Source organism: Bacillus sp. FSL W8-0519, from assembly GCF_038005585.1.
GTDB classification, from domain to species: Bacteria; Bacillota; Bacilli; order Bacillales; family Bacillaceae_G; genus Bacillus_A; species Bacillus_A paranthracis.
Genome location: NZ_JBBOTL010000001.1, coordinates 5,046,356 through 5,069,556, shown reverse-complemented (window position 1 = coordinate 5,069,556; position 23,201 = coordinate 5,046,356). Strand labels below are relative to the sequence as shown.

At 36.4% G+C, this 23,201-nt stretch carries 18 protein-coding genes; 7 read left to right on the top strand and 11 right to left on the bottom strand.

Annotated features, from left to right (window positions below; translation table 11 throughout):
- Positions 1–18 precede the first annotated feature (18 nt).
- Both NST14_RS26650 and NST14_RS26645 read right to left on the bottom strand, forming a co-directional pair.
- Entirely contained in the window at positions 19–2,775 is a 2,757-nt protein-coding gene (locus NST14_RS26650; RefSeq protein WP_229143161.1) for a DEAD/DEAH box helicase, read from the bottom strand.
- Complete coding sequence (locus NST14_RS26645; RefSeq protein ID WP_000939167.1) at positions 2,759–4,378, bottom strand: SWIM zinc finger family protein; 1,620 nt, start codon at positions 4,376–4,378, stop codon at positions 2,759–2,761. The genes NST14_RS26650 and NST14_RS26645 overlap by 17 nt, the downstream gene beginning before the upstream one ends.
- Before the next feature lie 157 nt (positions 4,379–4,535).
- Between NST14_RS26645 and NST14_RS26640 the strand changes: the two genes are divergently transcribed.
- The 3 genes from NST14_RS26640 to NST14_RS26630 are packed head-to-tail and all read left to right on the top strand — an operon-like array spanning position 4,536 to position 7,976.
- Positions 4,536–5,024, top strand: coding sequence for a zinc ribbon domain-containing protein (locus NST14_RS26640; protein WP_001281743.1), 489 nt, complete (start codon positions 4,536–4,538; stop codon positions 5,022–5,024).
- Between the two features lie 5 nt (positions 5,025–5,029).
- Complete coding sequence (locus tag NST14_RS26635; RefSeq protein WP_000271593.1) at positions 5,030–6,583, top strand: hypothetical protein; 1,554 nt, start codon at positions 5,030–5,032, stop codon at positions 6,581–6,583.
- Between the two features lie 13 nt (positions 6,584–6,596).
- Positions 6,597–7,976 (top strand): zinc ribbon domain-containing protein, encoded by a 1,380-nt coding sequence (locus tag NST14_RS26630; protein ID WP_229143160.1) that lies wholly within the window; start codon positions 6,597–6,599, stop codon positions 7,974–7,976.
- A gap of 40 nt (positions 7,977–8,016) precedes the next feature.
- Here the strand turns inward: NST14_RS26630 and NST14_RS26625 are convergent, their stop codons facing one another.
- Both NST14_RS26625 and NST14_RS26620 read right to left on the bottom strand, forming a co-directional pair.
- Entirely contained in the window at positions 8,017–8,319 is a 303-nt protein-coding gene (locus NST14_RS26625; RefSeq protein ID WP_001102521.1) for a DUF3910 family protein, read from the bottom strand.
- Positions 8,320–8,399: 80 nt separating this feature from the next.
- Positions 8,400–9,272 carry a cell wall-binding protein EntA gene (locus NST14_RS26620; protein WP_046198041.1) on the bottom strand — a complete coding sequence of 291 codons (873 nt, stop codon included), beginning with the start codon at positions 9,270–9,272 and terminating at the stop codon, positions 8,400–8,402.
- Positions 9,273–9,938: 666 nt separating this feature from the next.
- Between NST14_RS26620 and opuD the strand changes: the two genes are divergently transcribed.
- Entirely contained in the window at positions 9,939–11,456 is a 1,518-nt protein-coding gene (gene opuD, locus NST14_RS26615) for a glycine betaine transporter OpuD (RefSeq protein ID WP_098946382.1), read from the top strand.
- Between the two features lie 282 nt (positions 11,457–11,738).
- Positions 11,739–11,873: a hypothetical protein gene (locus NST14_RS26610; protein WP_000833067.1), complete on the top strand. Its 135-nt coding sequence runs from the start codon at positions 11,739–11,741 to the stop codon at positions 11,871–11,873.
- A gap of 146 nt (positions 11,874–12,019) precedes the next feature.
- On the opposite strand, the gene NST14_RS26605 is transcribed toward NST14_RS26610, so the two are convergent.
- The 6 genes from NST14_RS26605 to NST14_RS26580 form a co-directional block, all read right to left on the bottom strand.
- The gene (locus NST14_RS26605) at positions 12,020–13,321 is read right to left on the bottom strand and encodes a glycosyltransferase family 2 protein (protein ID WP_229143159.1); all 1,302 of its coding nucleotides are present in this window, start codon (positions 13,319–13,321) and stop codon (positions 12,020–12,022) included.
- Positions 13,318–14,073 (bottom strand): dGTP triphosphohydrolase, encoded by a 756-nt coding sequence (locus NST14_RS26600; RefSeq protein ID WP_229143158.1) that lies wholly within the window; start codon positions 14,071–14,073, stop codon positions 13,318–13,320. Before NST14_RS26600 ends, NST14_RS26605 begins: the two co-directional genes overlap by 4 nt.
- Before the next feature lie 248 nt (positions 14,074–14,321).
- The gene (locus NST14_RS26595) at positions 14,322–15,533 is read right to left on the bottom strand and encodes a NupC/NupG family nucleoside CNT transporter (RefSeq protein WP_074532556.1); all 1,212 of its coding nucleotides are present in this window, start codon (positions 15,531–15,533) and stop codon (positions 14,322–14,324) included.
- Between the two features lie 345 nt (positions 15,534–15,878).
- On the bottom strand, positions 15,879–17,618 hold the full coding sequence (locus NST14_RS26590) for a C40 family peptidase (RefSeq protein WP_229143157.1): 1,740 nt from the start codon (positions 17,616–17,618) through the stop codon (positions 15,879–15,881).
- 210 nt (positions 17,619–17,828) lie between these two features.
- Complete coding sequence (locus tag NST14_RS26585; RefSeq protein ID WP_001998631.1) at positions 17,829–18,713, bottom strand: D-amino-acid transaminase; 885 nt, start codon at positions 18,711–18,713, stop codon at positions 17,829–17,831.
- 510 nt (positions 18,714–19,223) lie between these two features.
- Positions 19,224–21,152, bottom strand: coding sequence for an LTA synthase family protein (locus tag NST14_RS26580; protein WP_000665331.1), 1,929 nt, complete (start codon positions 21,150–21,152; stop codon positions 19,224–19,226).
- 547 nt (positions 21,153–21,699) lie between these two features.
- Between NST14_RS26580 and NST14_RS26575 the strand changes: the two genes are divergently transcribed.
- Positions 21,700–22,065 (top strand): YkvA family protein, encoded by a 366-nt coding sequence (locus NST14_RS26575; protein WP_000810368.1) that lies wholly within the window; start codon positions 21,700–21,702, stop codon positions 22,063–22,065.
- 50 nt (positions 22,066–22,115) lie between these two features.
- Positions 22,116–22,607 carry a metal-binding protein gene (locus tag NST14_RS26570; RefSeq protein WP_001139083.1) on the top strand — a complete coding sequence of 164 codons (492 nt, stop codon included), beginning with the start codon at positions 22,116–22,118 and terminating at the stop codon, positions 22,605–22,607.
- 63 nt (positions 22,608–22,670) lie between these two features.
- Here NST14_RS26570 and NST14_RS26565 read toward each other — a convergent pair whose 3' ends face one another.
- Positions 22,671–22,988, bottom strand: coding sequence for a DUF4870 domain-containing protein (locus tag NST14_RS26565; protein WP_074532549.1), 318 nt, complete (start codon positions 22,986–22,988; stop codon positions 22,671–22,673).
- Between the last annotated feature and the right edge of the window lie 213 nt (positions 22,989–23,201).

Below are 23,201 nucleotides of genomic sequence, written 5' to 3'. Positions count from 1 at the left end.
AAGATTAGCTCCTTTTGTTTATACACCAAGTAATTCTTTTAGCTCATCTGTAGATAGTTCTGTCATCCAACTATCGCTTGTAATGACGGCGTTGTTTAATGACTGTTTTCTTTCTAACATTTCATCGATTTTCTCTTCAAGTGTCCCCGTTGTAATCAGTTTATGAACGTGAACGAAACGCTTTTGACCAATACGATATGCACGATCTGTTGCTTGGTTTTCTACCGCTGGATTCCACCAACGATCGTAGTGAATGACATGGTTGGCAGCTGTTAAGTTTAACCCTGTACCACCTGCTTTTAACGATAAAATGAAGATGTCATACGTTCCGTTTTGGAACTGTTCGATCATTTTGTCACGTTCTTTCTTCGGTACACTACCGTTTAAGAAGAGGACGCGCTGACCGAAATGTTTTTCTAACACATCTTTTAGCATGTTCCCCATACCGATGTATTGCGTGAAGATTAAACAACTTTCATTTTGATCTTTTATATTTTCAATAAGTTCCATGAGCGTGCTCGTTTTCATGGAACGTTCGATGATGTCTTTCGGTTCTGTTTCTTTTAAATAAAGAGCTGGGTGATTACAAATTTGTTTAAGTTTGTTCAGCATGAGTAATATAAATCCACGTCGTTCAATTCCGCTTAATCCTTCTACATTTTGCAATGTATCTTGAACAAGTTGTTCATATAAGGAAGCTTGTTCACCAGTTAGTGGACAGTAAGCTTTCTGTTCTTGTTTATCTGGTAAGTTTAATGCGACTGTTTGATCTTTCTTCGTACGACGCAGTAAAAACGGCGAGATAAAACGTTGAACTTGTTGGATTTTTCCTTCGTCACGGTCCTTTTCAATCGGTGAGACGAAGCGGCGCTGGAATTGTCCTAAGCTGCCAAGATATCCATGATTAATGAAGTCGAAAATAGACCAAAGCTCGGCAAGGCGGTTTTCCATCGGTGTTCCAGTTAATGCGATTTTGTGATTTGCTTGTAAGTTTCGCACTGCTTTAGACTGTTTCGTGTGTGGGTTTTTAATATTTTGTGCTTCATCCAAAATAACAGCATCCCAGCATAACATACTAAGTTCTTCCTCATCAAGCTGAGCTAATGCATAAGACGTTAATACAACATCTGCTGATTGAAGGAAATCTTTAAAGGATTCCCCTTTAGCTCGGTTACTTCCATAATGTAACTGAACACGTAAATTCGGTGCGAAACGTTCAAATTCTTTTTGCCAATTTCCAAGAACAGATGTCGGTGCCACGATTAAGGCAGGACCTGTTTGGAGATTGTTTTCTTTTATATATAGTAAGTAAGTGATCGTTTGAATACTTTTTCCAAGTCCCATGTCGTCAGCTAATAATGCACCGAATCCAAGCTTTCTTAAATATAATAACCACTCAATGCCATGTTGTTGATACGGACGGAGTGTTGCGTTTAGTGAAGAAGGGACATCTACTTTCGGAATATCTCCAATGTGCAATAGTTTTTGGAATAGCTCTTCATAATATCCATCTAGTTCAATTTCAATATCGTTAAATGGACTATCTTCTTCTACAATTTCTGTTTCAGCAGTGTTTGATAAATGTTGCTGAAGGACATCTTTCATTTCAAGTCCATACTTATCAGCACGATTCATGAGCTTTCGTACTTCTTCAATAAAGGCTGGATCTAGTCGCATCCATTGACCATTTATATTGAATAACCGTTTGTTTTGTTCAACGAGTTCAAAAAATTCGCTTTCTGATAAATCAATGCCGTTCGTTGAAATGCGCCAGTCAAAATTAACGAGTGTATTCATGCCGAAGAAAGATTGCGTTTGCGTAGCATTTTGCTTCAGTTGCACACGTAATTTTGGTTTTGTCGCTTTTAAATTTTGCCACCACGATGGTAATAAGATTGTAATACCTGCGGCGAGTAATTCGTTACTTGCTTCTGTTAAGAAGTTCCACGCTTCTGTTTCAAAGAGTTCACTTCGGAATGTATCCCCTTCTTTTAACCACGGTACGAGCTTACTGAAGCTTTCTTGTGTTTCAAGAATACGTTCTTCATAATCGTGCCATCGTTTTGGTAAAGAATCGATACTTTCATATACATATATGCGATGTGCCCCGCGCTTTGGTGTAACAATTGTTTCAAGCTTCCACATTTCAAATTCTTCTTGCGGCTCTTGTAGTCGTAGTCCGATTGTAAAGGGAAGGTCATCTTCAATGTAACCAATTTTTCGAAGCCAATCTTCTTCATGTAGTGCTGCGTCTAATTGTCTTTTCGTAAAGTCGTAATGTTCATAAAGTCTCTTTGCATCTTCCCATCCGTCATTTGAACGGTTATCTTGTAATATGCTTTCATTTACTGCAGCCGAGAAAAGAGATGCCAATGTTTCATCTTCGATTGGAGTATGTTGAACTTTCCAAGATGGTTGTTTAGGCCAAAGCTCCATATCAGGTACGAAGCTACCGCTTGTGAAGGCATCCCACAATTCGTTCGCATCTTCCGTAAGTGCTGTAATAGGGCCGTTCATTTGAATACGGGCAAAGGAGTTCATCGGTTTATTCGCGATGTATTCAAATGCTTGTGCGTTTGTTAGCATAACACCTTGTCTTCCTTCAAAGCTTGCTTCTTTTAGAAACGTGCCGTAGAAGGAAGTGGAGTGCCATGTAAATGCATTTCGTTTCCAACTTGTTACGGATAATGGAGTACCGCTATCATCTTCTCCCCAAAGGAACCAACCGTGACTAACGTGCTGGAGCCTAATTGTTACTTCAGTTTGATTGATCATCGATTAATTTTCCTTTCCGTAATTCCTCTTGTAGTGCACGCAGACGTGAATGTAAGTTTGCGATGTGAATAATGAAAGCATCCCATTCATCGGTACGCTTTAATCGTTTATATAATGTACGTAATTTCTTTAAGTAACGAACTGCACGTCTATATGATTTGCGATTTCGCTCTTCAATAGCTTCGGTAGCAGCAAGGTGATAAAGAGGAAGGGCTGCTTCTGGTGCTTCCTTCTCAATATCTTTCAGCGGTTCTTTCAAAAGTTCAATTGCTTCAAAACCGTGTAAGAGCTGAAGTTCTGCCCATGTGCGATACTGCTTTTTCGCCAGTACGTATTGTTCATAGTTTGCGAAACTATATGGTAATAGCTCTTGCAAAATCATTTCGAGTCCTGCTTGTTCATTTGTATGGGTTGCATATGTTTCATACATGATGACGAATAAGCGAACGATATCTTTTATGAAAATTGTATTTTCGTGCTCATGTATCGTTTTCTTCACTTGTTTATACGTAAAGGAAAGCCAGTTTTTCGCACGATCCCATTTCATTGCATTTAATAATTCCTCTAACCAATAGAAGTACAGACTTACAACAGAAGCAGGTTGTTTCTTTAGTAAGTCCATCGCTAATCGATCTTCGTCATTTAAAAAGAGTAGATGAGAAGATGCTAATGCTTTGGAAAGTGGATTCATTTTCGTATCGATTCGTTTTTCTTCTTCTTGTAGTTGCTCGTTATTGTGTAACAGTTCACTCCATATGTGACGATAAATAAAGAACCTCTCTTGCGTATAGGCATCGGTGGAGAAAAATACTTCGTGAACGAGACGAGCTGTTTCTTGCAGAATTGATTTAGACTCTGAAGGAATCGATTCTGATTGTAAGTCCCGAACGATGGATTCCACTTTATCTACAAATAGGCGAACGACGTTAACAGGCTGATGATAAGAATACGTTTTATTTGCTTCAAAGTCCTGAATTTCTTCTAATAATTTTTGAAAGCAATAAAGCGCTGCATGTAGCCTGAACAATTCATGTATTACAACGATACGCGGGGCTTTCCGCTCGAGTTTCGTATAGAAGTCCGTAAAAATACTCATAAGAAAATACATTTGTTTATAAGTAAGCCGAGCTTGTTCTTTTTTAAATGATTCATATTCGTTATCAAAATAGGATTGCCAACTTTTATAATCCGTTTCTTCAAAAGCTGATGATTGCAATACTTGTCTTGCAGTTCGAATAGGAGGAAGGGAAGGTTTCGTATTATTTTTGAATAAAGTTAATACATCTCCTACTTGCCCGAAACTAGATGCTGCCGATAGTAACACAGCGAGCATATGCTCACATTGCGTTGGTGCGAAGCAATCGCAATAGCTTTCAGCTACGTTACGAATCGGGATATGGACGCTATATACGCTGCCTTCAGCATCTACAGTTCCTGATAGCGTATAGCCATCAAAGTCAACGTTGTAGACAACACCACTACGATATAGGTGCCGAGCTGTAGCGACATGTTCCTGATCAGCTGTTTGCTGTGGATCTAGTCCTTGAACGAACTCATTCGCAATCATCATAATTTCATCTTTCGTAATTGAGTGTTGCAGCATAATATTCCTCCGTACACATATTTCTTTCCTTTACCATTATAAACAAAAAATGCTCAAAACAGAAAAAATGAAATTTAGATTACATTACTTGAAAATCATGGTAATATATAAAATGTTAATTTTGTATATTACTATATATTTATGGAGGGATTAGGTTTTGTCAGATTTACAATCGAAGTTTGGTAGCGGTATGAACAAATTGCAAGAGGGAATCGAGCAAGGGAAGATGAAATTACAAGTAGCTCAAGAGGTTGCGCAATTAAAGAAAATTACGCAAGAGAAACTACAGGCGAAAACGGAAATTTTGCTGGAACTTGGTCAAATGGCCTATATGCAACTCCGCAATGATGAAGTTCGAGTAGATGTGTTAAAAAATATTATAGAACCAGTACAAGAGCTGGATGTAGCTATTTATAATACGCGTAAGCAAATAGCTAATTTACAGAATCAAGGACAGAAAGGGCAATGTAGCTGTGGCGGTCCCTTATCAGTAAATGATAAGTTTTGTGGACAGTGTGGGAAAGAAAATGAGTTACTCCTTCAATCAAAAAATGATGAAAATGAATCATGTACTTCATGTGGTGAACAAATTGCAACAGAGGCTACATTCTGTCCAGTTTGTGGTATGAAGCAAAGTAAGGAGTGAGGAACATGTATTGTAAAACTTGTGGTTTAGAACAATCGGATGTAGCGAATTATTGTACACATGATGGATCAAGTACAGGTAGTGTAGAAAGTGAAGTTATGTTAGCACCGAAAGACTCAAAGTATTGCCGAACTTGTGGAGTGGAAAGTAAAGGGACCGCTACATATTGTGAGAAATGCGGGGATTCCTTATTAGGTATTATAAAAAAAGAAATGAAAACGAGATTACCAGACGAAGGTTTACAATTGCATGTAAGTCCATCTGGAAGCACTTTGAAAAAGGGTTTACTTGGTGGTGGGCTTGCAATTGCATGTATGTTTATAGCCGGTTGGATTGGTAGCTTAGTTGTCGATGCGGCGATTAACGATCTAGTGAGAACGATGCTCACAAAGATGGACGGTATGCTGAATGAGACTACTGTTAATCAATCTTTCATTGGCATAGCACCATTAATTTTAATGTATCATTTAATAGGCCTTGAAGTTAGTGGGAGCGGAGCGTATACGATGTCATTTATCCTTCATTTCCCATTGTTCATCTTGTTAGCAATTCCGGCACTTATATTAGGTGGAATTGGATTCTTTGTAGAGAAAAGCAACCCTTCTGCTATTTGGCGTGAGAAGTTACTAACATCGAGTGTCATCGGTATCGTATATGGAATTTTCTTGTGTATTGTTAGCTTTATTGCAGGTTCTTCTACGACAATTTCTCAATTCTATAAAACGATGACAATCAGTATTGGTTATTCACATGTTAGTAGTTTATTGTATGGCATTATATTTGGTTTATTATTTACCTTTATTGGTATGTGTATTCAAGCCGGGCCACACCGTCTATTATCTTCTATAAGTCGAAGTATTCCATATGCAACATCTATTTATTATAGTGTGGTAACTGTATTAAAAGGATTGCTTATTACATTTGGTATTATACTTATTACAATTTTATTTAGCAGTTCAAAGTCAGTGGGACCAATTGATTTTCCAGAGAAAACATATAAAACATTCATTTCATTAGAAGCAACACCATACATGTGGAATATGGCTCACTTTGCTCCAACAGCAATTGAATGGGGAGATATGGATAGAGAAATGAGAAGATACGCAATGGAAAAAGGGCCATTGCATTTATCTTATACGTCAGGAATATCAATAAATGGTACGTCATTAAAAGATTTGGAAATTGCTAACGGAGCTAATCTTCAACGAGTAAAAGAAATTGATGACTTTAATTCCTATATGCACTGGTGGGGGTTATTAATTTTATTACCATGTATTTTACTATTTAGAGCTGGAATGAAATTGGCTCAATATCCGATGAAAAATATGTACGTAACTATCGCTGTGTTTAGTGTGGTGTATACTGTGATGATGCTTTGTGTAAATGGATTGGCCAAAATTCATGTTGAGGCCTCAGGGAGTAAAGAAGTGATGAAAGAATTTGCTGGGATTTCCGGTCCATTGTTTTCTATTCAAAGTAGCGCGCTGTATTTAATTGTAGGTAGTTTTCTTCTTTCTTACGCATTAACATTCGCCGGTATGAAGTTAGGGAAAAAATAAGGGGGAGAGCCATTTGAAGTTTTGTGGGAAATGTAATAAACAAGTTGCAGATCATTTGAACTTTTGTTCCGAGTGTGGAAGTAAGGTAGATGTAATTGCTGATCAGGCAACTTCTTCTCGTTCAGAAGTACAACGAGAAATAAAGCCAGTGAAAAGTAAGAAAAATATAATGTTACTTATAGGCTTTGTTGTTATCTTTGCTATATTGTTTGGTGCGTATAAATTTGGAGCAAGCAAGTTTTCGAAAGAAAAGCAGGTCAATGCTATGATTGAAGCATTCCAAAAGAAAGATGCGAATGCAATTGATGAGTTTGTAAAAGTAGATGATCCGAGTTTGAAAGTGAAAGTTGACGATATTAAAGGATATATCCGTTATTTAAAAGAAAATCCTTCTTATAATAAAGAACTGCTATCTTATTTACAAAGAGAGACAGTAGATCAAAAACTAGCAAGTGATAAAGCATCATTTAAAGATGGTCAAATTATAGAAGACGGTAAAGAATGGTTCTTATATCCGAAATATAAATTTAATATGAAATCTTATTATATGAATGTAAGCACAACTGCGAAAAGCGCTGAAATATATGTGAATGATAAGAAAGAGACAGAGTTATCGAGTGATAAAACTTCAAAAGAAGTTGGTCCATATTTCCCTGGTTCTTACGTTGTAAAGGCAAAAGCGAAGACGGAACTAACTGAGTTAGAAACAGAAAAAGAAGTGGACTTGGCAGATGAAAAAGAGGCGAAAGTGGATGTGACATTATCATTAGAAGGAAATTATGTAACCATTTCTTCTGATGAAAATGATGCAACTGTATTTGTGAATGGAAAAAAACGTGGAAAATTAAGCTATGGAAGTTATAAGCTTGGTCCTGTATCCACAGATGAAACAGTAGAAGTACATTTAGAGAAAACTACTGATTTTGGTGTGATGAAATCTGAAAGTGTTAAAATCGGAGACCAGAGCACGTATTACTTAAAATTCCCGAAAGAAACATCAAGTTCGGCTGTCGGCGACTTTGTACGAAATCATCTTTATGATAATGTGCGTGCGATTTCATTAAATGATTTTAGCCTAATTGAAAATAATTATGATAAGAGCGGGAAATCGTACAAGGAAGACCGTGATTATATACAGTATTTACACAAAAAAGGAATTACAGAAGATTTATTAACAATGGAAATTCGTAATGTAGAGCGTCAAAGTGCTACGAAATATAAAGTAACGACATATGAAGAGTATCATATTCGTTACGGTGATGGCTCTGTGAAGTTCAAAAGCTTTAATAATGATCATATCGTTACTGTGAATGGAAATGGAAAGATATTGTACCATTCTCTTGGAGCGAATACTACGTTGAAATCAGAGGAAGTATCTGGTCCAACTCATTAATGCAAAAGACTATCTCATGATTGAGATAGTCTTTTTTCGATTAGAAGCGGGTTTCTTTTAATATCGCTTGTACATACGGATCATGTAATATTTGCTCTATGATTGGTAACATGTTTTGTTCGAATGGAATGTCGATAGGGAATGGCTTTTGTGAGCCGGGTTTGATTCCATATTGGACAAATTTGTAATGTGTATTTTCTTCAGACTTGAGCACAATTAATTTATAGCGATTGTCGTCGCCAGCGAGTGAAAAATCAATAGAAGTAGCGTCATATGTTACTTCATCTTTATATATATACGGTTTTGGTGTACCGATCCAGTCTACTTTCGCTTGTACATTCATGGGTATAACCTCCTTATATGTATTATATAAAAAATAAAAGCCAGCTCTCAACAAAGAGAACTGGCTTTAGCAGTCATTGGTTATTTTAAAATTTTCACTTTAACAGTTTTGCGGCCCCATTTTTGAGCAGCGCTATCTGATCCAAGTAGGATGTCGATACGGTTACCTTTAATTGCACCGCCAGTATCTCCAGCGATAGCTTCTCCGTAACCTTCTACCCATACTTTAGATCCTAATGGGATTACTTTCGGATCAACAGCGATCATTTTCATGTTTGGGTTCGCTGTTAAGTCATGACCCATTGCAGTTAATACACGGCCGCCATATGTGCCACCGTTTTCGCTCGGATGAGCTGTATATGCTGTAGCTACAACTGTTAACTCACGACCACCAGAAGGTGTGCTAGTTTCAGCAGCTTTTACAGCAGGCTTAGCAGCTTGTTTTGCTTGTGCTGCAGGTGCTTTAGCTGGTGCTACAGCTTTAGCAGGAGCAGGTTGTTCTTGTTTCTCAATAACAGGTGCTGTACCTGTTAAGAAAGGAACGTGAACATAAGCTGTTTTTCCGTTATATTCGAATTGTAACCACTCATTTTGTACTTGGTTCGTTGTTTCAATCATATCATCTTTCTTAAGCGTCCCAAGAATTTCTGAGTTTGTGTTCGCTTCAGCACGTACGTTTAATACGTTAGCTGTTACGTAGTAGATGCTTTTAGTGAACTCTGCACTTACGAATGCGTCTTTACCATCTAAAGTGATTTTTGACCATCCGTTCTCTGTATTTTGAACATCTATTTTATTACCGTTTAGTAATTTACCGACAACTTTTGATTCAGTAGTAGGGTTTTCGCGTACATTTAGTACGTCTGTTGTTACAACAGTTTCTGCATTAGCAGATGATGTGAAAATCCCAAGACCAAAAACTGCTGCTGTTGCTATACCAATTAATTTTTTCATGATAGCCTCCATTGCGTTTGTTTTCGTGTCCTCATTATAGCAACAGATTTTTTCGGATTTGGGGAAAACACACAATTACAAACCATTCGTAATAAGTCGTTAACATGCTGTAATATAACAAAAAATATAGGAAAGCGTTTTTCATTCTATATGATTAGTAGGTTTCTACTTATATTCAAAATATTTAATACAACATATTGTTTTCGACGTAAATAAAAATATTACAGGAGTGTTACATGATGTTTACTAAACGATTACATTCCTTGAGTATTTTACCGTTTTATGGGTAATATAGTTATATAAACATAAACATTTCATTTGTGAAATTATAAACACGTGCTATATACTAGCAAAAAAACCGCATAATTGTTACAAAAAGAAAGGGTTGCAAGGAAGAAAAATGCCCTTTTTTACATCTGTAACACACCTTTTTTTGGGGAAATATATTCCCATCCGCATTTTTCTCGCACAATTTGACAGCAGTATTTCGATCTTATAGCTCTTGCAGAGTGAAAAAGGTTATACGGAAGGTAAGGCTGTCCATAAGAATTCGAATTGGTGAAGGTGAAAGTAAGAAAAACACCACAAAAATCATAGTTTTCTATCCGATTTTACATATCGGAATTTATGTTATTTACAAAAGTGAAACCTACGAAGGGGGATTTGATGAGGAAACTGACAAAAACATTCATCGTTTCATTAACATTATGTATTGCATTTACACTTTGGGGGATTATTCCCGAATCTATTATGGGAAAAGGTAGCCTAGGAAATGTAACAACCGCAATTCAAACTGCATTAGTTAGTAAGTTTGGATGGTTCTATATTATTTCTGTTTCTATTATTTTAGGTGTGTCTATCTTTTTAATTGTTTCGAAATACGGTTCTATTCGTTTAGGTAAAGATGATGACGAGCCTGATTATAGTTATATGACATGGTTTGCTATGTTATTTAGTGCTGGTATGGGTATCGGCTTAGTCTTCTGGGGCGTTGCGGAACCATTAAACCATTTGTATGCACCTCCGTTTGGAGAGAGTGCAACTGAGGAAAGTGCACGTCTTGCACTGCGTTTTTCATTTTTCCATTGGGGATTACATCCTTGGGGACTATATGCATTTGTAGCGCTTTGTATTGCTTACTTTACTTTTAGAAAAGGAAAAGCAAGTACAATTAGTGCGACAGTAGGACCGTTATTTAAAGGCGGGGACCATGGACGTATTGCTCATTTATTTGATGTGTTAGCTGTTTTCGCGACTGTGTTTGGTGTGGCAACATCATTAGGTCTTGGTGCAAAACAAATTGCCGGTGGTGTTAGTTATTTAACATCCATCCCGAATTCATTAACGACTCAGTTAGTTATTATCGCAATCGTAACAGTGTTATTTATGTTATCTGCGCAAACAGGTCTTGATAAAGGAATTAAATATTTAAGTAATACGAATATTATTTTGGCATTTGCACTTATGATTATTGTATTATTTGTGGGTCCAACAAACTTTATTATGAATTACTTCACCTCAACAATTGGTGCTTACATTCAGGAATTACCAAGCATGAGTTTCCGATTAAGTCCATTAGATGAAGGTGGAAACCAATGGATTCAATCGTGGACAATTTTCTATTGGGCATGGTGGATTGCATGGTCACCATTCGTAGGTACATTTATTGCTCGTGTTTCACGAGGACGTACCATTCGTGAGTTTGTTATCGGTGTGTTACTCGTACCGACCGTAATTGGTGCCCTTTGGTTCTCTGTTTTCGGCGGAACTGGTATTCATATGGAGCTGTTCGGTGATGCACATATTTTTGAAAAAGTGAAAGAGATGGGAACAGAAGTAGGGTTATTCGCTATGTTTGACCAGATGGGAAGCTTTGGATCGGCTTTATCTGTTCTAGCTATTCTTCTTATTTCTACATTCTTTATTACATCTGCAGATTCAGCGACATTCGTTTTAGGAATGTTAACAACACATGGTAGTTTAAATCCGCCAAACCGCATTAAAATGATCTGGGGTATCGTTTTAGCAGCCTTAGCTTCTATTTTATTATATGTAGGTGGCTTAGAGGCCTTACAAACGGCAGCTATCATTGCAGCATTCCCATTCGTCTTCGTTATTTTCTTTATGATGGCAGCATTATTTAAAGAGTTACAAAAAGAAGGGCGTATGAAGCGTCATAAATAATAGAAGGAAAAAGAGCTGATTATGTATCAGCTCTTTTTTATATAGAAGGAACTTGAACTGCAAGTAAGGGAAATAAAATACTTTACTATATTAGTAGTATGCCTTTTATACGAATGAAAATCGATATATTTCGACAATGTTCGATGTTTTGCAAATTCTATTCGTATTTTTGACAAAAAATTGTCGGAAATGTGTTGTCACGTTTATATATATGTGCTATATTATTTCCTGTAAGCGATTTCAAATAGTTTTAAAGCGTATTCAAGGGGGACATCTAGAATAATGAAACGTTACGAAAGAAAGTGGAAGCATATTTGTTTGAAACGTGTGGCACATCGTAGTGTCCAAGAAAGCACGGAACCTAAGACTGAAACGCGTAAAGAGCAACAAGAGAAGCAATTGGTTCTACAAAAATAGCAATCACTTTTTCGTATATAAATGAAGGTCGATCGTTCGTTGGGGGATGGACGTGAAATTACTTTCAGCTAAGGGGTATTGTCTGATATATATTTTATACGGCAATAAATAAGCACAGAGCATACGGCGCTCTGTGCTTATTTTTATTATTTATCCTTTTTGAATCGAACAGTTTTATCCCAGCCAATGACTTGTTTCTTGCTCTTTGCACGTAAGTATAAAATTAAGCTACGAATGAATAAGTACGTAAAGAGCTGTGCGTACGTAAAGTACATAATCACACTAATAAAAATATTAGTTGGTGTAAAGGTTCGTTCCACACTCTGGGCACTAAATAATTGAGAAACATATGTAATGTATGCGACATACCACATGAATAGTAGCGGAATGCTATATTGAATTTGGAATATCCCGAGTAACCCAATTACAAACCAAACGTTCGAAATGATTAAGAATAACCAAAATACAACATACACTAAAACTTGTTGTAAAGAATGGACGAGCAGTTTTCCTTTAAAGAAACTGAATGAAGAAAACATTTTTTCTAAAATGTACAAGTTCCCTTGAAGCCAACGTGTACGCTGCTTAATAAGGATTTTTAAATGCTCAGGTTCTTGTTCCCATGTAATTGACTCTGGAACGATTGGCAGGAGATAACCTTTTTGTGTAATTCGTAATGTTAATTCAGCATCTTCAGCAATTGCATAAGGGTCATAGCCGCCAAGCTCTTCTAATGCAGCGCGACGAAGAAGCATGTTTGTTCCTGTTAGTGAACCTGTTTGGAATAGTAACCAGCGTCCGGATTGCATAAGGAGCTGGAAGATTTGAAATTCTAACGAAATCATTCGTGTTAGCCAGTTTCTTTTTTCATTTACAGTACGAACATGCCCAACAGCTCCAACAGCATCCTCGGTTGTTTCAGCGTGTTCTACAAGCATTCGCAATGCATGTGGTTCAGGCTGGTTATCTGCATCATAAACACAGAAGTATTCACCATCTGAAATACTAAGGCCATAGTTTAATACACGTGATTTTCCTTTTGGTTCACCAGGGGGAACGCGAATGTGACGAATATGAGCATAAGCTTTGTCAAAATCGTCACCAATTTCAGGTGTCTCATCTTGCGAGTTATCGTTTAATAAATAAACAGTTAGTTTGCCTGGATATTCAATCTTTGCCATCGCCTCTAAAGTATCTTTAATAACGACGCCTTCATTGTGAGCTGGTATTAAAATATCGACGCTTGGGTAATGTTCTAGCGTACGATCTTTTCGTTTCCTACTTCGGTGAACTAAACCTGCGAGTGTTAAGAAAGAATAGTAAACGAGTAAGCCAGAGAATAGAAAGGCTGTAAAAATAAGTACATACTTAATTGAAAATGTGATGCTGATCCAAAAAACGAGTACGCAAAATAGAAGGAATAAAAGAAGTATAACGAGTGTCATCATAATAACTTCGGTCCTTTTGTAGCGATTTGTTTTCGTTTAATCTTGATGTCTTGAATAGCCTCATCTGCAAGCCATTTTTCCATTTTAGGCTGTAGACGGTTCATTACAATATCGGCACCCGCTTCATTTGTATTTTGTAATAAAGTGACTAATGTGTTGTTATCATACTCAGCAACAAGGTCGAAGTCAGCTCTTACCGTTTCAACTAATAAGGAAGCTACACGGTCCATAACACTTTCCTTCGTATATTTACTAAAGGAAGTGAAATCAAAATAAATCATAACGCCTGTTTCATTACGACGATTCATTGCATTGATTAATAATGCTTGTCGTCTCTCAAATTCTTGTCTTGTTAATAATTTCGATTCTCCGATGTATTGTTCTAACGTTCTCACACGTTCGGTTAATTCTTTATTTTCATGAATAACCTTCTTTAATAGATGAGTGGAGATATATACAATGAAGAAATTTGCTGCCATTAGGAAGTGAGTAATAATGTATTCCCATTGTTCTGATGTACTCCATAAGTAAAGCCATGCTTGGTAGAACAGGTAGAATACCGAAATAATGGTTCCTAATATGAAGAAAACAAATGCAGTTTTATCAGGCAAAAATAGAAATAGTACATTAACAATTACATATATAATTGTAAAAATGAGAGCATGCTCATATTGCGTTACATGTACAGTTGTAAAATAAAATAAAATTTGTAAAATCCACATAGAGAGGACTTTATAGAAGTTATCTTTCACAAAACTTTCCTCCTTAAAGATAATTCATACAAGGATACTTGTAGTATGCGCAATTATTAAGAAATAGACCGGATGACTATATTCTTTTTGAGAGGCAACAATAAGTAGTATCCCTCTTTTGTAAGAAAAAATAAACAGACTTGATAATTATTGTATCATAATGTTTTTATATTTCAGCATAAAGTATTTAATATATACTGAGAAAATAAAGCAAGTCCCCTCTTTAGAAAGAGGGGACTTGTTTTATTTTATAGGAACATCATACCTGCAACTGCTGCGTTTAAGAAGTTAGCTAGTGTACCAGCGATAACTGCTTTAATCCCTAATTGTGCAATTTGTTTACGGCGAGTAGGAGCTAATGTTCCTGTTACACCTAATTGAATTGCGATAGAAGAGAAGTTTGCGAATCCACAGATTGCGAATGTTAAAATTAGATTTGTTTTTGCAGAGAACTCTGCCATATGTGGTCCTAAGTTTGCGTATGCAACGAATTCGTTGATTGCAAGTTTTTGACCGATAAAGCTTGCTGCTTGTACGGCTTCACCAGGAGAAACCCCGATTAAAATTGCAAATGGTGATAGTAAGTAACCGAAGATTAAATCAAGGCTAAGTTTAATATCGAACCAAGAGCCAATCCATCCTAATAGGCCATTTAATAAAGCGATTAATGCGATGAAAGCCATTAACATTGCTGCTACGTTAATAACAAGTTGCATACCTTCTGATGCACCACGTGCTGCTGCATCAATAACGTTTGCATCTTCACGCTCTGTAGAAAGTTCAACGTTATTATCTACTTTTTCTGTTTCTGGCATAATTAGTTTTGCAATTAATAGACTTGATGGAGCTGCCATAATTGCTGCTGCTAATAAGTGTTCTAACGGAATACCCATTGCTGCATAGCCGACAAGAACTGATCCAGCAACAGCTGTCATACCGCTTACCATAATAGCGAAGAATTCACTATTTGTTAAACGTGCTAAGTAAGGTTTGATTAAGATTGGAGCTTCAGTTTGTCCTAAAAATACAGTTGTTACTGAGTTTAAACTTTCTGCTTTAGAAGTTCCAAGAAGTTTACTTAACCCGCCACCAACGATACTAACAAATTTCTGCATAATACCGAAATGATATAAGATTGCTACTAATGAACTAATAAATACGATTGGAAGTAGTGCTTGAATAACGAATACAAATCCCCAAGGTCCTTTTGCGTTGACTAAATCCCCAGCAACGAACTTAATTCCCTCGTAAGAAAAATTAATTAATCCTTGAACGCCATCTGCAGCGTGTTTTAAACCTGCTTTTCCGGCATCCCATCGTAATACGATAAATGAAAATGACATTTGTAATGCTAGCGCGATTAAAATCGTGCGCCAATTAATAGCTTTGCGGTTGGAAGATAGTAAGAAAGCGATTGCTAATACTCCAATCACGCCGCCAATTCCCCATAAAAGATTCATGCAGTGTATGCTCCTTCCTCATAGTAAAAAAATGTATAAAACAGTTGTCTATACTTCTGCAAATATAACATCTTAAGTAACTTATCATAATGGACATCAGAGGTCAAACGTCTAACGAAAAGTTTAAATAAAAAGAAAATTCTTCAAAAAAACACATATAAAATGATTAGACATGAAATAGGTTATGTTTTTTATGTGAAAATATACATTATGATAACGTTATGGATCATTATTGTAGAATATAGTGTATGAAATAGGAAAATAGATACATTATTTTTTTAGGGAAATAGGTTATACACATTAAAAAGAGCCTTCTAGTAATCTAGAAGGCTCTAAAAATATAACTTAAGGTGCTTTCGTATAACCTAAGAAGTGCTTACTCCAATAAGAATTGCTTAATGAAGCGATTGCTACACCTTTATCTCCAGCTTGGATAAATGATCCGCCCCCAAGGTAAATACCCATGTGAGAAGGACCCGATTTATAAGTGTTTTGGAAATAAATTAAGTCGCCTGGTTGTGGATTTGAAGTTTGTGGTAGGCTACCCCAATATCCCGCAACACTTTGACGGCTAATGTTATGACCAAATTTCTTAAATACGTGGTAGATGTAGCCACTGCAGTCCACACCGTTAGCAGAAGTTCCGCCCCAAACGTATGGTACGCCTTGCATTCCTTTTGCATATGCAAGTATAGAAGAACTGTTGCCGCTATTATTACCTGTATTGTTGTTATTGTTTTGATTGTTATTTTGATTGTTGTTAGGCTTATTATCTACTGCGCCGCCAACTGGTGTTTTAGAAAGGTAACGTGTTCCGATATAACCAGTTTGACCGTTGTAGTTAATTTTGCTCCATCCAGAGTTTTCAGAGATTACTTGAACCTTCTGTCCTTGTGGAAGTGCGCCTATGATTCTATAATTTGTACCTTCACCACTACGTACATTTAAGGCAGAAGCATTAATGTAGTAGTCACCAATTGCACCTTGATTAGGTTGTTCAGGTTGTTTTGGTTGCTCAGGAGTAGTAGTGCCACCTTTAACGAATTTCATGAATTCGCTACTAACGTAGCCTGTTTTTCCTTGATAGTTAACTTTAAACCAGCTACCTTCAGAGCCAATTACGTTTAATGTCGTACCATTTAATACGCCACCAATTACGCTATGGTAAGTAGCAGGGCCTGTGCGAACGCGTAGAGATGTTGCGTTAACAACGTAAGTACCACCAGTTTGAACAGTTACATTATTGTTTTGGTTATTATTTTGGTTGTTTCCTTGTGTAGCGTTATCGCTAGAACCGCCTTTTGTTACGTAGTCTTTGCTTACGTAAGCTGTTTGGCCTGCATAATTGATTTTGAACCAATCTTGAACTTCGCCAACAACTTGTACGACTTGTCCTTTTGTAACAGAACCTACAGTTGTGTGAGAAGTGCTAGGACCTGTACGAACACGAAGGGAAGATACATTTACTGTATAGTTTCCGCTTGCTGGTTTTACAGATTCTTGGTTGTTATTATTCGTATTGTTGTTTGAAGAACCTGCATTAGAAGAAACACCAGATACGAATTCGCCACTTACATAGCCAACTTGTCCATTATGATTGATTTTTACCCAACCATTTTCTTGACCAATTACGTTTAATGTTTGTCCTTCATATACACGTCCTGAAACAGAACTAGAAGTGTTAGGAGCGGTACGTACACGTAATACATCAGCAGTAACTTTATTCTTTCCACCTGTTGTACTTACATTGGAATTGCTTGCACCATTTTTTGATACAAATTCACCACTAACAAAGCCTGTTTTTCCATTCATGTTAATTTTGTACCAACCATTTTCTTCGCCAATCACGTTTAGTGATTGACCGTTATAAACGCGCGAGATGATGTCGTGAGAAGTACTTGATCCTGCACGAACATGTAATACGTCAGCGTTAACCTTATAAGATGAGCTGTTTGATGCAGAAGCTTGGACAGTTGTAGCAGCTTTTTGTGTATTTTGTTCAGGGGCAGCTTGAACACTATCAAGTGTAGGTGCTGCTCCTCCTGCTACAGACACTGCCGCAAGACCGGCAAGGTATTTTTTCATAATTTGTCGATTCCTTTCTGTCTGTAATGTAGTGAAGAAATATTTACCAACTGTTAAAAATTCTAAAGAGCATGTCGATTACTGTCAAGACTTATGCGGGAATCTGAATATGACAAAAAGATTACAAGAAAAAATCAAGGCATAAATCTATACCTTGATTTCCATTTAAATACATATATTGAATGTAGAAAGGATAGAAATTATTCGTGTTTAAGAAGATGACATATTGGATTGTAACAAACTCTGAGAAAATGATCGTTGCAGCATTTTCGTGATAGGGCCAACTTGACCATCTCGGATTGCGGTTCCATCAAGATGAGTCATCGGCAAAATTTCAATCGTCGTTCCTGTAAAAAAGCATTCATCCGCTTGATAAACATCACGAACGCTGAAAAGCTCTTCTTGTACTGGAATACGAAGGGTTTTCGCTAAAGAAAGAACATATTGACGAATAATGCCATTTAAAATAAGGTGATTAGCTGGATGTGTGTAAAGAGTTCCGTTTTTAATGAGAAAGAAGTTAGAGTGGCTGCCCTCAGTTACAGTACCATTTCGTACGAAAAGGGCCTCTTTACAACCTTTTCGTTCCGCTTTCGTAGTAGCTAATATATTCGGTAATAAGTTTAATGATTTAATATCACAGCGTAGCCAGCGCGTATCCGGTTCTGATATGGCACGTACACCATATTCAATCCATAACGCTGGTCTTTCTTTCTTTGTAATATAGGCATAGATTGTTGGAGGGACGTCATATGAGAACGTATGGGTACGAGCTTGTACACCACGAGATACTTGCAAATAAATCGTTCCATCTTCGTGGAAATTATTATTTTCGATTAGTTTATAAAGTAGGGTAATCAGTTCCGCTTTTGAGAAAGGGAGTGTTAATTCTATTTCTTCCATGGAGCGATATAATCTTGTGATATGCGGATCTAATAAGTGAAAGTTCCCTTTATATAGACGAATAACCTCGTAGACACCATCCCCAAACTGCAAGCCTCTTTCCTCAAGGTCTATGTACGTTTTTTGTTTCGTTGTATCAATAACTGCATCATTCCAAAGTACAAATCTTTCATATGCCAATTTTCGTCCCATCCTTTCGTAAGTGCATAAGTAAAGTGAAGTTTTCATTCATTTGGAATAAAAATCACTACAGTAATTTTTATGTGAGTAATTCTTTACATATGACGTATATGTATTTGTAAATGGTAGAGAAGTGGTAGTGATTTACAGCATTTCGTATATACAAATTCGAAAATAAGAAATAAGAATCCTGCTTTTAAATAAAAAAAAGCAACATTCTTATGGAATGCTGCACAAGGAGGGTAGCTATCTTTCATAGGGACATCGTCTTATTGAATGTTTTGTGTATGGAAACAAAACATATTGAAAGACAATTATAAGAAAGTAGAAATAAACGATTCACATATTTCTTTAAGGGATCTTATTACAGATGAGAGATAAGAAATATATAGAACCTCGTTTACATATTTTATTATAGAGATACTTCATTAATTTTATATGAATATTTGGTAAAGGTTATGTAATGTTAAAGTTAATGAATATAAGTAATTGTATGGAGGAATATAAAAAAAGAGGCTGAGATTACTCAGCGCTCTTCTTTTCTTCTTTAATAGCTGTCTTTACTTCACCAGTTTTGATCTTGTTGCTTTCAGAGAAGCGAAGTAAGTCACCCTCAATGATTTTGTCAGACATGCTCAATTCATTTTGGGCACGATCAATAAGTGGTTGAGATTCTTCTTTTGGTAGTTGTACAACTTCGCCAGTAGCACGGTCGTAGAATGTACTGTTCGTGTACATGTACTTATCTGTAACGAAGCTACCATCACGAAGAACAACGAATCCTTTATTGTCAGGTGAGAATACGTCATGACCGAATCGAACGTCATTCGTAGAATCTACACCAAGTAAGTTTAGAATAGTTGGTTTAATGTCAATTTCACCAGTTGGTTTTGAAATTGTTTTACCTTCTTTTTGACCTGGAACGTGAATAAACATTGGTGTTTTTTGTAAGTTCATATGGTCAAACGCAGTAATTTCTTCTTTTCCTAAGAACTGTGCCATTGCACGGTTATGGTTTTCAGAAATACCGTAGTGGTCACCGTAGAATACGATAACTGAGTTGTCGTAAATACCTTCTGCTTTTAGACGTTCAATAAAGTGTTTCATTGCTTCATCTAAGTAGCGAGCTGTTACCATGTAACGGTCAAATACGCCATCACCAGAATTGTATTCATCAATTAATTTTGTATTGTCATCATAAGTGAATGGGTAATGGTTTGTTAAAGTAAGGAAGCGAGTATAGAACGGTTGCTTCACTTGTTTTAACATATCGATAGATTGATCAAAGTACTCGATATCTTTTAATCCCCAGTTTAATTTCGTTTCTGGCGTAATCTTATAGTCAAGCTCGTTGTAGTAACGATCATAACCAAGTGCCGGATACATAATGTTACGGTTCCAGAATGTTGCGTTGTTTGCGTGGAATACTGCAGTGTAGTATCCTTGCTGACGTAAAATTTCTGGAGTTGCTGTGTATTCGTTGTTACCGTGTGTGAAGAATACAGCACCACGGTCTAGTGGATACATTGAAGTATCTACTAAGAATTCAGCATCAGATGTTTTTCCTTGCCCAGTTTGATGGAAGAAGTTATCAAAGTAATAACTTTCTTTCGTAAATTGGTTTAAGAATGGTGTAACTTCTTGTCCGTTAACTGTTGCACCGATTAAGAATGTTTGTAATGACTCAAGAGAGACAACGATTACGTTCTTCCCTTTTGCAGTACCAAACATATTTGGATCTGGTTTGCTTTGCGTTGTTTTTACGTAGTTCTCTGTTTCCTGTAACTTACTACCGTCAGCAAATGCTTTTTGTGAACTTGATTTTGCTTGTAAGCCAAGATCATATACTTGGTGTACATATAAACCTAAGTTTTTAACAAGCATAACGCGGTCGAATGAACGTGTTAATAGTTCTGGACGCTCAGCTTCTGCCAATCCTAAGTTTGCGAAGAAAATAGCAATTGTTGACACGAAGTATAGGGAACGCATTGGGCGTGCTACACGTTCTGTCGGTGCAAAATTCTTCATCTTCTTCAATAAAATGAAGAATACGATAATATCAGCAAATGCGAGGATAATTTTGTAGTTAAACAATTCTTTTACACTAGAACCTAAACTTCCGAAGTTAGATGTTTGTCCTAGTACTGGTAAAGTAACGAAGTCATTGTAGAATCCGTAGAACATTACGTTACCAACAAGAACGATTGTTAAGACAAAATTAATTCCAAGTGCTATATAGTTACGTTTTTTCCCTTTTGCAAATAATGCAAGACCAACAAGCAGTAATGATGCTGCTAATGGGCTAAGGAATAAAATGAATTCTTGCATGAAAGATTCAAGTTTTAAATCAAAGCTTGTGCGTGTAATAAGATATGTCTTCAACCATAAGGCTAAAGCTACGAATGCAGTGAAACGCACATTTTGAAATTGTGATTTCAAGGTTTCTTTCATTCATTTCCACCCTTTCTCTATCAGGCTTGGTCGATTTTGGAGCGAAAAATGCTAAAATAAAAAATACATAGTTTTCTTGGCCATAATTAGAGGTTCTATATTCACCCATATACGACTATAACTATGCATACCCTTTTAGTTTCTTGTGTTACTCATAAGCATAACGTCATTTCTGTATTATACAACAAAATTCATTTCTGAGAAACACTATAACATTTTACATTTTTTGTATGAGATTTGTCACTACCAGAGAAAACTTTAACATTCGTTTATATGTCCGTCAACTAGAAAATATAACAAAGGTAGAGCAGAATGTTAAGTGAAAGTGAAAATTTTCTTTGTTGAGAAATAAGAAATGACAATGGGTAAGTGGTTATCTAGAAACCTATTATATGAAGGGAAGTATGTAAAAATTAACGAACACTTGTTCTTTTTCGGTTTGTTTGTTACAATGAAAGTTCATTGATAGATTATGTGTAATTTTGATGAACTTTTACTGAAAACATATTGTAGCTTATTTCTTTTAAAAAAATAGGGAGGCTTTTACATGAAACAAAAATTTTCAGTTGAAGCATTTTGGAAGAAAGTAAAACATGTCGCAAAGCAAGCAGGGCAGTCGGTCATTTATGCAAGTTTATTATTGTTTTACGTTTTGCAGAAACCAGATGTTCCAAAGCGAGTGAAAATTATTGTAATTGGAGCACTTGCTTATTTTATTGCACCGATTGATGCGATTCCAGATTTCGTTGCTGGAATTGGTTATACGGATGATTTAGGGGCGTTAATGGCTGCGCTATTACAAGCGTCGTTATACGTTAATGATGATGTGAAAGATAAGGCACGAGTGAAGTTGACAGAATGGTTTGGTTCGGATATAGACACATCCTTTATCGATCAAAAATTAGATCAATAGGTGAGAACTGTCACATGGTGACAGGGCGAACGTAAGCGAGGAAGTGCATTATGCCGTCAGGAAGAACGCATACGAAAATAAACTTAATATCCCTTCCGGTTGTTTTGTTTATGCTCTTTTCGTATGGACTAACAAATTTTGATTTTTTATTAACTTTTGCAATTGGCTTTTTAGTAGGTACTACATTTTTAACACCGGATTTAGATACGTATAGTAATGCGTATAATAAATGGGGATTCCTGCGTATATTTTGGTATCCGTATAAGAAGGTGATGCCGCATCGCTCCTTCTTTACACACACAATTATACTTGGTGATGTGATTCGTATTGCATACATGTTAATTGTGTTTTCTCCGTTTTTATTCCTATTAAATGTAATCGCGCTTGACGGGAATTTAATAGAAATGGCGAAGGAACATGAGGTTGAAATTGTAACGTTCGTAATGGGAATTGTTGTGGCAAGCACGCTTCACATTATAGCGGATAAAGTGAATACGCGCCGTAAGAAAATGATGAGAAAAAAGAAGAAACGCAGAAGATAAAAAAACCGTCCCAAAAAGTATTTTGGGACGGTTTTTTCTTATTAATCAAACGTTTGTTTAAAATTAAGCTTTCAGTACTTTAATACCTTTCACGATGTTCCAAATGAAGTAGTATAAGCTAATGATTCCGCAAATACATAAGACAATCATTGTACCGATGCCCAGTGTTACATCCGGTTGATCAGATCCAAGACCCATAACTCCTAAAACAATCATGCCAATGAATGTAGCAATACTTGGGATAATGTGTGTCCATAGAGCACGTTTTGCATGTGGTTTCGTTTCCGCGTCTCCCACAATCCACACAATAATCGGGAATAAGATAGGGGCAAATAATACACTAAAGTATGATAAAGCTGCTAATATTTTGTTTCCGTTCATATATATCACCTCATAAATAATATCCGTTGTTATACCTTTATTATGCAGGAAAGGTAGCGAGCTTTCTATCGATGAACATGACAAGAACGTGACGATTTTGTAAGATTTTTTCGTTAAATAATAAAATTTTCAAAAAAATCTTTTTAAATGGAAATTGTTATGGTACAGTATAAATGAAAGTTATTGAAAACGTTTTCTTAAACGTTTTTTTAT

Coding starts and splice junctions, on each gene's coding strand:
- NST14_RS26565 (WP_074532549.1), bottom strand. CDS start 22,988: ATGAACGGAAACAAAATATTAGCAGCTTTATCATACTTTAGTGTATTA.
- NST14_RS26650 (WP_229143161.1), bottom strand. CDS start 2,775: ATGATCAATCAAACTGAAGTAACAATTAGGCTCCAGCACGTTAGTCAC.
- NST14_RS26570 (WP_001139083.1), top strand. CDS start 22,116: ATGCCGTCAGGAAGAACGCATACGAAAATAAACTTAATATCCCTTCCG.
- NST14_RS26585 (WP_001998631.1), bottom strand. CDS start 18,713: ATGGGACGAAAATTGGCATATGAAAGATTTGTACTTTGGAATGATGCA.
- NST14_RS26610 (WP_000833067.1), top strand. CDS start 11,739: ATGAAACGTTACGAAAGAAAGTGGAAGCATATTTGTTTGAAACGTGTG.
- NST14_RS26595 (WP_074532556.1), bottom strand. CDS start 15,533: ATGAATCTTTTATGGGGAATTGGCGGCGTGATTGGAGTATTAGCAATC.
- NST14_RS26590 (WP_229143157.1), bottom strand. CDS start 17,618: ATGAAAAAATACCTTGCCGGTCTTGCGGCAGTGTCTGTAGCAGGAGGA.
- NST14_RS26620 (WP_046198041.1), bottom strand. CDS start 9,272: ATGAAAAAATTAATTGGTATAGCAACAGCAGCAGTTTTTGGTCTTGGG.
- opuD (WP_098946382.1), top strand. CDS start 9,939: ATGAGGAAACTGACAAAAACATTCATCGTTTCATTAACATTATGTATT.
- NST14_RS26580 (WP_000665331.1), bottom strand. CDS start 21,152: ATGAAAGAAACCTTGAAATCACAATTTCAAAATGTGCGTTTCACTGCA.
- NST14_RS26605 (WP_229143159.1), bottom strand. CDS start 13,321: ATGATGACACTCGTTATACTTCTTTTATTCCTTCTATTTTGCGTACTC.
- NST14_RS26645 (WP_000939167.1), bottom strand. CDS start 4,378: ATGCTGCAACACTCAATTACGAAAGATGAAATTATGATGATTGCGAAT.
- NST14_RS26625 (WP_001102521.1), bottom strand. CDS start 8,319: ATGAATGTACAAGCGAAAGTAGACTGGATCGGTACACCAAAACCGTAT.
- NST14_RS26635 (WP_000271593.1), top strand. CDS start 5,030: ATGTATTGTAAAACTTGTGGTTTAGAACAATCGGATGTAGCGAATTAT.
- NST14_RS26575 (WP_000810368.1), top strand. CDS start 21,700: ATGAAACAAAAATTTTCAGTTGAAGCATTTTGGAAGAAAGTAAAACAT.